Below are 10,941 nucleotides of genomic sequence, written 5' to 3'. Positions count from 1 at the left end.
TGTCCCACACACGCAAGGACCAGTCCAGGCCGTAACCGTCCTGTAACGGATTGATTTAATGGATCAAATACTTGCGCAACATCCCGTTACGCGGAAAAGTGGTGGAGAACTCGCATATTTGGGTGGGGCAGATAGCCCGATTTCGCGAGTTGGGTCCCAATTCTCGCCCGCGCGGATGCAGGCCGACGCGCCGGTAATCATGGGTTGGCGACACTCATGGACGCGCGCGTACGCCCGATCGGACGACCGGGCGGCGATGTGAAACGGACGGACTTACAGCGGCGCGAGGCGCCGGTACGCACCGCCGTGGAAGATCAGCGGCGCGCGGTCTTCGCGGTCGAAACGCACGACTTCGGAGAGGAAGACGAGGTGGTCGCCGCCGTCGTGGCGGGCCGTGTTGCGGCACTCGAAACGCGCGCAGCAACCGCGCAGCAGCGGCACGCCATACAGGCCGTCGTCGATCTCGAGGCCGGCGAACTTGTCGTCCGAGCGCGTCGCGAAGAGCTGCGACAAGTGCTGCTGGTCTTCCGCCAGCACGTTCACCGCGTAGTATTCGCAGTCTTCGAACACCGGCAGGCTCTGCAGATGGCGCGCGAGGCTCCAGACGATCAGCGGCGGGTCGAGCGACACCGAGTTGAAGGAGTTCACCGTCAGCCCGATCGCTTCGCCGTTCGGCGCGCGGGTGGTGACGACCGCGATGCCGGTGGCGAACATGCCGAGCGTGTCGCGGAAGGCGCGGGTGAAATCCTGGTGGGTGACGGGCGGCTGGGACATGGGCAGGGGGACGGTGGCGGAACCGGCCATGGCGGCCGTCCGGCTGGACGTATGAGTTAGGAAACCGGCGGATTATCGCTGCGAACGCGATGGGCGTCGAGCAAAGCAAGGAAACATCCCGAGAATGAACACAAGCACGGAATTCGCACAACGCCTGATCGACTGGCACCGCGACCACGGCCGGCACGACCTGCCCTGGCAGCGCACGTGCGACCCCTACCGCATCTGGCTGTCGGAAATCATGCTGCAGCAGACCCAGGTCGACACCGTGATTCCGTATTACGCGCGCTTTCTCGCGCGCTTCCCCGACATCGCGACCCTTGCTGCGGCGCCGCTCGACGACGTGCTCGCGCTGTGGAGCGGGCTCGGCTACTACGCCCGCGCGCGCAACCTGCACAAGGCGGCGCAGGCGGTGATGGCGGTGCACGGCGGCCACTTCCCGGCGCGCGCCGAAGCGATTGCCACGCTGCCCGGCATCGGCCGCTCGACCGCGGCGGCGATCGCGGCCTTCGCCTTCGGCGAGCGCGCCGCGATCCTCGACGGCAACGTCAAGCGCGTGCTGTGCCGCGCCTTCGGCGTCGACGGCTTTCCCGGCGAACGGGCGGTCGAACAGCGACTGTGGACGCTCGCCGAGGCGCTGCTACCGGACGCGGACGTCGGCACGTACATCCAGGCGCAAATGGATCTGGGCGCGACGCTATGCACGCGCGGCAAGCCGGCCTGCGAGCGCTGCCCGATGGCCGGACTGTGCGTCGCGCGGCGCGAGGACCGCATTGCCGAATTGCCCGCGGCGCGGCCGCGCAAGGCGGTGCCGCAACGCCACGTGCGCGTCGCGGTGATCCACGCCGACGGCCGCGTGCTGCTCGAACGGCGCCCGCCGGCGGGCATCTGGGGCGGCCTGCTGGCGCTGCCGGAGATCCCCGACAGCGAAGCCGACGCCGGCCGCTGGCTGGAGACGCGCTTTGGTCTGGCGCCGCGCGCAAGCCGCGCGCTCGCGCCGTTGAACCACGCCTTCACGCATTTCCGCCTGGAAATCACGCCGATCCGCTTCGAGGTGAGCGACGCGGGGCACAGCGTCGTCGACGCCGAGCATCGCTGGCTCGCGCTGGCGGAGCTGGACTCGGCCGGCCTGCCGACGCCGGTGCGGCGGATTCTCGACGACCTCGCCGGCCAAGGCTGACTCAGACCGTCAGCAAGCCGCGCTGTTCGAGGAACTTCCGGATGATCGCGAGGCGCCCGAGCGCATCGTCCAGTTCCAGCAGACTCTGCTTCGCCAGCGCCGGAATCGGCAGCAGCTCGGCGTAACGCATGCCGACCCAGCCGGCGTCGCCGAAATCGTGCGGCGGCGGCAGGCGCACGTCGCCGGCATCCTCGACGATCGCGCGCAGCAAGGTCACGAGCGACATGCAGTCGTCGGGCACTGGCACCGGCCGCGGCTCCGCGAGCCATTCGACTTCCCCCAGCAGCAGGCCGTTGGCGCCGGCTTCGGTCTGCAGGATGCGGTAACGCCGCTCGCCGCGCGTGACGATGTTCAGCACGCCGGGCTGCGGCATGTCCCACTCGGTGATGCGCGCGCTGACGCCGACCGCATGCGGTATCGCCGTCGCACCGACTTCGGCGCCCTCGGCGATCAGATTGACGCCGAACACCGTGCCATCCTTCAGGCAGCGCGTCGCGAGATCCATGTAGCGCGCCTCGAACACGTGCAGCGGCAGGACCGAACCGGGGAACAGCACGGTCTGCAACGGAAACAGCGGCAGTCGTTCGCGCGGATCGCTCATGCCGCGGCGCCCGGCTGCGCGGGGTCGGATAAGGCGCCGTCCTCACCCCAGCGCTGCATCAGCCGGTGCGGCACGCGCAGCTGGTCGAGCACGCGCGCGACGACGAAGTCGACGAGGTCGTCGACGGTTTGCGGGTGATTGTAGAAGCCCGGACTGGGCGGCAGGATGACGACGCCGAGGCGCGCGAGCTTGAGCATGTTTTCCAGGTGGATCGCCGAGAACGGCGTCTCGCGCGGTATCAGCACAAGCTTGCGGCCTTCCTTGATCGCGACGTCGGCGGCGCGTTCGATGAGGTTCTGGCTGAGCCCGGCGGCGATCGCCGCGAGCGTGCCCATCGTGCACGGGCACACCACCATCGCGTCGGCGGGGTTCGAGCCGGAAGCGAGCGGGGCGAACCATTCCTCGCGGCCGAACACGCGCAGCCGACCCGGTGCGGCCTTGAAGCGCGCGCTCAGCGCCGCCTCGACCTCGGCCGGGCGCGACGGCAGCTCGAGCCCCATCTCCTGGCGCGCGACGATCTGCGCGACCTGCGAATACAGCAGCCACACCGTGCAGCCGGCCGCCAGCAGGCAGTCGACGAGGCGCAGCCCGTAGGGCATGCCGGAGGCCCCGGTGAAGGCGACGGCGACGGTCTGCGGCGGGACGTTCATCAAGAGGTCGGGCTCACGGTGAGATTCATTTCAGGTAGTCGGTCAGGATCACCCAGCGGCCATCCCGGATCTGCGCGAGGCGGCCGTGGCGGTTGCCGAGGTGGTCGTCACGGCTGAAACGATACTCCGGGCTGCCGAAGATGTCGCGCGGGGTGTGCAGGGACTCCAGCGCGGCGGTGAAGCGCGCCACCGTCAGCGCTGGACCGGCCTTGTCCGCGGCCTTCACGAACAGGTCGGCGACGCCGTAGCCCATCACGCTCCAGACATTGGGCGCGGCGCCGAAGCGTTCGCGGTAGCGCCGGATCCAGTCGGCGAGCGGGCGGTTGGCGCCGGCTTCGTAGGGGTGCGGCAACACGCTGACGCCATACAGGCCTTCGACGGCCTTGCCGCCGAGTTCGTGCGTTTGCGCGGAATAGCCGGAGGCGGTCACCAGCATGTCGACGTTCCAGCCCACCTTGCGCGCCTCGGCAACAGCGGCGACGGTTTCGCGCACCACCGTCGCGAGCACGACGAAATCGCACTCGGCCGCGCGCAGGCGGGCGATCTGGCTCGACAGGTCGGTTGCGCCGCGCTTGTAGCTGGTCTTCGCGACGAGCGGCTGGTTCAGTTTCGCCAGCGCGCTCTCGACCCCCTTCAGCACCTCGAGCCCGTAGTCGTCGTCCTGGTACAGCAGACAGGTGCGGCGGTAGCCCTGCGCCTGCACCATGTGGCGGGTCGCCGCGTCCATGTAGTCCTGGTAGGGCGCGAACATCTGGAATTTCAGCGGATGCAGCGGCGTGTAGGTCGATTCATGCGGCGAGAACGGAAACAGATGCGGCCGGCCGGCGTCGACGACCAGCGGCATCGTCGCCATCACCACCGGCGTGCCGAGGTTGGCGAGAAAGGCGAACACCTGGTCGCGCTGGATCAGCTTGCGCGCGGCGAGCACCGCCTTCTTCGGGTCGTAGCCCGCATCCTCGACCACCAGCCGCAGCTTGCGCCCATGCACGCCGCCGGCGGCGTTGGCGTCCTCGAAGCGCATCAGCATGCCGTCGCGCACCGGCACGCCGAGCAGCGCAATCGGCCCGGACAGATCCTGGATGCTGCCGACGACGATTTCCCTGCTGCTGACGCCGGGCGTCTGCGCACCGGCCGCACAGGCCGCGACAAGGCCCAGCACGGTGAAGATGCGGTGGATGACTTTCATGAAGCGGCCCTTGGCGACACGCGAAGGCGCTCATTATCCGGTATCCGCATCGGCTCCGGCCCAGGCTTCTCCGCCAGCAGCCGGACTCACGCCCCCAGCCGCCACAGATGGGCGGCCACCAGCGCGCGCCACGGCGAAAATGGCGCGAGCCACTGCCGCGTGGCGTCTTCACCGAGCTTTTCGTCGGCACCGAGCAGCGCCTGCAGGTTGCGGCGCACTGCGACGTCGCCGTGCAGCGAGCCGTCGAGCCACGCGAAGCCGCGCAGCAGCGCATAACTGACGGTCCACGGGCCGATGCCGCGGATCGCCAGCAGCCGCTCGCGCATGTCATCGACCGGCAGCGCGGCGCGCCAGTCGTCGAGCGGCAGTTCGCCCTGCGCGATGCGTCCGCTCAAGGCGATCAAGGTCTGCGTCTTGCCCTGCGAGAACCCGGCGGCACGCAGGGCCGCGTCGCTGAGGGCGGCGACACGCTCGGCGTCGGGGTAGCACCACAGGCCGCCCGAGTGCTGCAGACCGGCCGCCTGGATGAACTTGCGGCGCAGCGACAAGGCCGCCTTGATGCTGATCTGTTGGCCGGTGACGGCCCAGCTCAGCGCCTCGAACGGGGTCGCCGACTGCGGTACGCGCAGGCCCGGATGGCGGGCGATCAACGGGCCGAGCTGCGGATGGGCATGGTAGGCCTGCTCGAAAACCTCCACCGGCTGCGTCAGGCCCAGCATGTGCGCGACCATGCGGCGCAGCGCTCCGGTCGCGTCCGCGCCGGCTGCGCCGTCGATCGCGAGTTCGGCTTCGGCGCGTCGCGCCGCGAAACGGATCGTCAGGCAGGCCGGCAGCCCCTGCCATGCGAGTCCCTTGTGCAGCGTCGCGGCCTCGACCCGTTCGGCGAGCATCTGCGTGTCGCGGCGGTGGAAAGCGAGGATGTCTTCCACGCGGAAATCCGGTGGCAGCTCGATCGCGCAGGCGATCCGCGCCCTCCGGCCCGATGAAGGACCCCTGCCTGCTCCGCTCGCGTCGCTCATGGGTCCGTGCGCGACCCCGCCTGCGCCTCGCGTTCGAGCAGCGCACGCTTGCGCTCCACCCCCCAGCGATAACCGGACAGCGCGCCATCATTGCGCAGCACGCGATGGCACGGAATCGCCACCGCCAGCGCGTTCGCCGCACAGGCGCCGGCCACCGCGCGCACCGCCTGCGGTGCGCCGATGCGCTGCGCGAGTTCGCTGTAGCTCACCGTCGCGCCCGCCGGAATGTCGCGCAGCGCCTGCCACACGCGCTGCTGGAAGGCAGTGCCGCGCACGTCGAGGGGCAGGTCGAGACCCACGCGGGGCGCCTCGACGAAGCCGACGACGCGCGCGACCAGCTCTTCGAAGCCGGCGTCGCCGCCGACCAGATGCGCCGACGGGAAACGGTCCTGCAGGTCGCGCACCAGCGCGTCGGCATCGTCGCCCATCAGGATCGCGCAGATGCCCCGCTCGCTCTGCGCGACGAGGATCGCGCCGAGCGAGCACTCGCCGACGGCGAAGCGGATCGGCATGTCGACGGCGCCGGCGCGGTAGCGGCGCGGCGTCATGCCGAGGATGCGGCTGGATTCGGCGTAGAAGCGGCCGCTGGAGTTGTAACCGGCGTCCAGGATCGCATCGGTCACGCTGTCGCCTTGCGCCAGGCCGTCGCGCACGCGCTGCGCCCGCTGCGCCCGGGCATAGGCGCGCGGCGTCACGCCGGTGACCGCCTTGAATACGCGATGCAGGTGATAGCTGCTGAGTCCGGCGCGTTGCGCCAGCGCCGCCAGCGTCGGCAGCTCGTCGGAGACGTCGATGAAACGGCACAGTTCGGCGACGACGGCCGCATGCTGCGCCGCCAGCGACGCCGCGTCGGGCCGACAGCGCCGGCATGCGCGGAAGCCGGCGCGCTGCGCGTCGGCGGGCGTCGCGTGAAAGACCACGTTCTCGGGCCGCGCGCGACGCGACGGGCAGCTCGGCCGGCAGTACACGCCGGTCGTCGTGACCGCGTACACGAACTGCCCGTCGGCGGCCGGATCGCGTGCGAGCACCGCCGACCAGCGCGGATCGCCGGACGTTGCGCCTGCTGAAGGATCGGGTTTTCTCGCCATGATTGCTGTCACCACCTTGCCTGGTGATGCCACTCTAGGCCTTCCGCGCGGGTTCGGCACTCCGCTGCTTGCTTTCAAATTCGCAACCGGCGCAGGCGCACCAATGAATCACGAAACCTGCAGCGCAGCGTCATCGTCGGCGCACGCGCGCAGCGGCGCCATCATCGCCTCGAACTCGTGCGCCGGTGCCGGTTTGCCGAGCAGGTAACCCTGCAGGTAGTCGCAGCCCAGCGCACGCAGGAATTCGCGCTGCTCGACCGTCTCGACCCCCTCGGCGGTGACGCGCAGGTCCAGGCTGTGCGCCATGTTGATGATGGCTTCGACCAGGCTGGCGTCGTTGCGGTCGTCGGGGCAGTCGCGCACGAAACTGCGGTCGATCTTGACGATATCCACCGGGAAGCGCTTGAGGTAGGACAAGGACGAGAAGCCGGTGCCGAAGTCGTCGAGTGAATAGCCGAGCCCGTGCGCGTTGATCTCGCGCATGCGCGCCTCGGCCTCCTCGCTGCCGTCCATCAGCACCGATTCGGTGATTTCCAGCATCACGTGCTCGCGTTCGCTACCGGATTCGGGCACCAGCTCACGCACCAGTTCCGGCAGGCCGGGTTCGCGGAACTGCACGCCGGAGACATTCACCGCCAGCCGCAGCACCGGGTAGCCGGCCTTGCGCCACTGCCGCGACTGGCGCAGCGCTTCGCGCAGCACCCATTCGCCGATCGGCACGATGAGCCCGCAGTCCTCGGCCACCGGAATGAATTCGATCGGCGGCACCATGCCGCGCTGCGGGTGATGCCAGCGGATCAGCGCTTCCGCGCCGACAAGCTGTCCGCTGACGGCGTCGACGATCGGCTGGTAGTGCAGCACGAAGGCCTGCTGTTCGACCGCGACGCGCAAGTCGGCTTCGAGCCGCATGCGCGCCAGGGCGTCGGCCTGCATGTGGTGGGCGTAGAACTGCGCGCGGTTCTTGCCGGCCTGCTTGGCCTTGTACATCGCGATGTCGGCGTTGCGCAGCAGGGTCTGCACGTCTTCGCCGTCGTCCGGGAACACGGTGATGCCGACGCTCGCGGAAACGTGATGGCGCGCATTGCCGAGCAGGAAGGGCTCGCGCAGCGCGGAGACGAGCTTTTCGGAGATCGCGCGCAGATCCTCGAGGTCGTGCTGTTCGTGCAGATCATGCACGACCACGGTGAATTCGTCGCCGCCCAGCCGCGCGACCGTGTCCTCGTCGCGCACGCAGGCCTTGATCCGCCGCGCGACGTCGATCAGCAATTCGTCGCCGACATCGTGGCCGAGCGAATCGTTGATCCACTTGAAGCCGTCGAGGTCGAGGAACATCAGCCCGACCTTGCCGCCCTGGCGCCGCGCCTGCGCGAGCGCACGCTCGAGCCGGTCCTGCAGCAGGCTGCGGTTGGCCAGTCCGGTTAGCGGATCGAAATTCGCCTGGTGCCACATCGCCGCTTCCTGCTGCTTGCGCTCGGTGATGTCGCTGAACAGCGAGACGTACTCCGTGGCCCGGCCTTCCGTATCGCGCACGGCCGTGATCGTCAGCCATTGCGGATAGGTTTCGCCGTTGCGGCGACGGTTCCAGATCTCGCCCTCCCACGCACCGGTTTCGACGAGGCGCGCCCACATTGCCCGGAAGAAACCGGCATCGTGGCGCCCCGACCTGAAGATCGACGACTTGCGGCCGATGACTTCATCGACGGCGTAGCCGGTGATCGCGCAGAACGCCGGGTTGACCGAGGAGATGACGCCATCCGCGTCGGTGGTCATGATGCCCTGGCTGGATGCCTTGAACACCACCATCGCCTCGCGCATGCGCTCTTCGTAGCGCACGCGCTCGGTCATGTCGCGCACCAGCACGATGAAGCCGGCGGGCGCCGCGTCGCCGCCGATCAGCTGACTGATCGACGCGCTGAAATGATGCACGCCGGCGGGCAGATCGAGCGCGTATTCCACCTGCCGCGGCGTGCCGTCGTCGCTGATCGCCGCGAGCGCTTCATCGATCTTCGCAACGACCAGCGGCGGCAGGGTTTCGGCATAGGGACGGCCGACGAAGCGCGCGGGCGGCATCAGCAGCAGTTCCGGCGCCGGCGCGTGGAACTCGACGATGCGCCGCGCGCGGTCGATGACGAACATCATGTCGGGCAGGGACGCGATCAGGGACGCCAGCTTCGCCTCGCGTTCGCGCAGCTCGCGCTCGGCCTGCTTGTGCAGCGTGATGTCTTCCTTGACCGCGACGAAACCCGAAATCGCCCCGTCGGGCGCGCGAATCGGCGCTATCGACGCCAGCTCCCAGTAACGCGAGCCGTCCTTGCGCACGTTCTCGAACTCGCCGCGCCACACGCCGCCGGCGGTGATGGTGTTCCACAGCGCTGCGTATTCCTCCTTCGAGCGCGCTCCGGACTTGAGGATGCGCGGATTCTGTCCGATCGCCTCGGCGAACGTATAGCCGGTGCATTGCTCGAAGTGCGGATTCACATACTCGATCGTGCCGTGGCGATCGGTAATGACGATCGAGGCCGGGCTGTACTCCACCGCGGTCGACAACTGGCGCAATTGCGCCGCCGCCTCATGTGCCGCGGTGATGTCCTGCACCGTGCCGACGGCGCGCACCGGATGCCCGGCGCCGTCGAGTTCGAGTTCGGCACGTTCGCGCACCCAGCGCACCGTGCCATCGACGAGGACGCGGTGCTCGATGTCATAGGGAGCACCTGACAGCGCCGCGCTCCAGGCCGCCTCGACGCGCGGCCGGTCGTCGGGATGGACACACGCCATGAAGCGCGTGTAATCGACCGGCAGTCCTCGCTCCACGCCGAACATCCGGTACGCCTCGTCCGACCAGCGCACTTCGCCGTCGGCCGTCTCGAACAACCAGCTGCCGACATGCGCCACCGCCTGGGCGTGGTTCAGGTCGGCCTCGCGCGCCAGCACCTCGCTGGTGCGTTTGGCCACCGTCTCCTGCAAATCGGAGCGGTGCGCGCGCAGTTGCACCATCTGCTTCGCCAGCCAGCCCAGCAGCAGGCTGAACAGCAGGCCCGCAACCACGTTCAGGGACAGCAGCGCAGTGTCGCGCCAGCCGCCGAGCGGCTCGACGCTGAGGGTCCAGGTGCCGTTGGGCACGGAAAAATCATGTTCCACCGGCTCGGCGAGCGGGGCCGCGGACGATGCCGCAATCACCTGCCGCATGCCGGTGTCGGGATGGATGCGCCAAAGCTCGTAGCGAAAGCCCTGCCTGACGAGCCGGTCGAGGTAGGCCCCATCGAGCACTCTCGGAAACCGCATCAGCACCGAGACGAAGCCCCAGAACTGGCTCTCCCCGTGCGCGCCCTCGAGATACACCGGCAGTCGCCCCACCGCGCCGACGCCGCCCTGGATCAGCTCGAACGGACCGGCCAGCGTCAGCTTGCCGCTATCGCGCGCCAGAAAGGCCTCGGCGTTGCGCGCCGGATCGGCAAGCAAATCGTGCCCGATCGCCCCCCCGTTGCCGGCGAGCGGCACCACCTGCGTGATGACGCCGCCAGGCGCCAGCTGCAGCGCGGCCACCCCGGGAAAGAACGGCAGCATCGCGTGCGTCACCGCGTCGAAATCGGCGATCTCGCCCCGCCCCTGGCGCACCATCGCCGCCAGCGCATAGCTTGCCGCCAGCGCATGCTCGATCACGCTGTGAAGATCGTGTGCCTTGTCGAGCGCCTGTGCCGCCACCTCGGCACGGTGCAGGGCGACCTGACGGCGCTCGGAATGCAGCACGAGCACCGCCGCAAGCGTCGCGGCAATCATGAAAACGATGACACCGACCACCAGCGGACGCTGCCGCCGAACGCGCTGCAACCAGTGCGTCATGCGCGCCCCGCCACAGACACAAGCCGCCCGGGCGCGGGCCACGCGGCGCCCCCGTCCGTCGGCACGAAACATGGCCGGGCCGAGGTGTCAGACAACATGAATTCCTTCACTCGGACGCGCTCCCTGACAATGACGTCTGCGAATCCGCACTCTAGCGTGAAGCGGTCGAGCCTCCGTGTGACCTAGTTCATCATCTGCAACAGCCTATGTTGCACCGCGGGAACGTTCCCCTGCCAGACCCTGCGGGCGCAGCAGGATCACCGCCACGATCACCGCCCCGAACAGCATCGTTTCGAGGCCCGCCGCGCCGGCGAGATCGGGCGGCAGCAGATCGCTCGCGAGCGAGATCGCCTGCGGAATCGCCACCACCACCAGCGCCCCCCACAGCGCGCCGGATAGCTGGCGCGCGCCGCCGATGAAGGCCAGCATCAGCAGTTCGAACGACAGCGCCAATCCGAATTGTTCCGGGCTGACGAATCCGATCCAGTGCGCATACAGGGCGCCCGCCAGCCCCGACAGGCCGCCGCCGAGCACGAAGGCGAGGGTCTTCGTTCGGGCGATATCGATGCCGCAGGCGGCGGCGGCGACCTCGTCCTCGCGCAC

At 69.0% G+C, this 10,941-nt stretch carries 9 protein-coding genes; 1 reads left to right on the top strand and 8 read right to left on the bottom strand.

The genetic code is table 11. The features are described from left to right. Positions 1 to 273: 273 nt before the first annotated feature. Positions 274 to 774, bottom strand: coding sequence for a flavin reductase family protein (locus GPA25_RS12450; protein ID WP_169260798.1), 501 nt, complete (start codon positions 772 to 774; stop codon positions 274 to 276). 124 nt (positions 775 to 898) lie between these two features. On the opposite strand from GPA25_RS12450, the gene mutY reads away from it, so the two are divergent. Beyond that, a complete protein-coding gene (gene mutY / locus GPA25_RS12445) occupies positions 899 to 1,954 on the top strand; it encodes an A/G-specific adenine glycosylase (RefSeq protein ID WP_169260722.1) in 1,056 nt (351 codons plus the stop codon). A gap of 1 nt (position 1,955) precedes the next feature. On the opposite strand, the gene GPA25_RS12440 is transcribed toward mutY, so the two are convergent. From GPA25_RS12440 to GPA25_RS12410, 7 genes are all read right to left on the bottom strand, one after another. Beyond that, positions 1,956 to 2,555, bottom strand: a complete 600-nt coding sequence (locus tag GPA25_RS12440) for an LON peptidase substrate-binding domain-containing protein (protein ID WP_169260721.1) — start codon at positions 2,553 to 2,555, stop codon at positions 1,956 to 1,958. Next, positions 2,552 to 3,205 carry a flavin prenyltransferase UbiX gene (locus GPA25_RS12435; RefSeq protein WP_169260720.1) on the bottom strand — a complete coding sequence of 218 codons (654 nt, stop codon included), beginning with the start codon at positions 3,203 to 3,205 and terminating at the stop codon, positions 2,552 to 2,554. Before GPA25_RS12435 ends, GPA25_RS12440 begins: the two co-directional genes overlap by 4 nt. Before the next feature lie 25 nt (positions 3,206 to 3,230). Continuing rightward, a complete protein-coding gene (locus GPA25_RS12430) occupies positions 3,231 to 4,391 on the bottom strand; it encodes an ABC transporter substrate-binding protein (RefSeq protein WP_169260719.1) in 1,161 nt (386 codons plus the stop codon). 86 nt (positions 4,392 to 4,477) lie between these two features. After that, a complete protein-coding gene (locus GPA25_RS12425) occupies positions 4,478 to 5,320 on the bottom strand; it encodes a DNA-3-methyladenine glycosylase 2 (RefSeq protein ID WP_343034917.1) in 843 nt (280 codons plus the stop codon). Positions 5,321 to 5,406: 86 nt separating this feature from the next. Further along, the gene (ada, locus tag GPA25_RS12420; protein WP_169260717.1) at positions 5,407 to 6,498 is read right to left on the bottom strand and encodes a bifunctional DNA-binding transcriptional regulator/O6-methylguanine-DNA methyltransferase Ada; all 1,092 of its coding nucleotides are present in this window, start codon (positions 6,496 to 6,498) and stop codon (positions 5,407 to 5,409) included. Positions 6,499 to 6,606: 108 nt separating this feature from the next. Next, a complete protein-coding gene (locus tag GPA25_RS12415) occupies positions 6,607 to 10,338 on the bottom strand; it encodes a bifunctional diguanylate cyclase/phosphodiesterase (RefSeq protein ID WP_169260716.1) in 3,732 nt (1,243 codons plus the stop codon). A 204-nt stretch (positions 10,339 to 10,542) separates the two neighbouring features. After that, positions 10,543 to 10,941 (bottom strand): branched-chain amino acid ABC transporter permease (locus GPA25_RS12410; RefSeq protein WP_169260715.1); only part of this gene is annotated, 399 nt, incomplete at its 5' end.

The organism is Aromatoleum diolicum (assembly GCF_012910955.1).
Lineage (GTDB): Bacteria > Pseudomonadota > Gammaproteobacteria > Burkholderiales > Rhodocyclaceae > Aromatoleum > Aromatoleum diolicum.
This window is presented reverse-complemented; position numbering and strand designations above follow the sequence as displayed.

Coding starts and splice junctions, on each gene's coding strand:
- mutY (WP_169260722.1), top strand. CDS start 899: ATGAACACAAGCACGGAATTCGCACAACGCCTGATCGACTGGCACCGC.
- GPA25_RS12450 (WP_169260798.1), bottom strand. CDS start 774: ATGTCCCAGCCGCCCGTCACCCACCAGGATTTCACCCGCGCCTTCCGC.
- GPA25_RS12415 (WP_169260716.1), bottom strand. CDS start 10,338: ATGACGCACTGGTTGCAGCGCGTTCGGCGGCAGCGTCCGCTGGTGGTC.
- ada (WP_169260717.1), bottom strand. CDS start 6,498: ATGGCGAGAAAACCCGATCCTTCAGCAGGCGCAACGTCCGGCGATCCG.
- GPA25_RS12430 (WP_169260719.1), bottom strand. CDS start 4,391: ATGAAAGTCATCCACCGCATCTTCACCGTGCTGGGCCTTGTCGCGGCC.
- GPA25_RS12440 (WP_169260721.1), bottom strand. CDS start 2,555: ATGAGCGATCCGCGCGAACGACTGCCGCTGTTTCCGTTGCAGACCGTG.
- GPA25_RS12435 (WP_169260720.1), bottom strand. CDS start 3,205: ATGAACGTCCCGCCGCAGACCGTCGCCGTCGCCTTCACCGGGGCCTCC.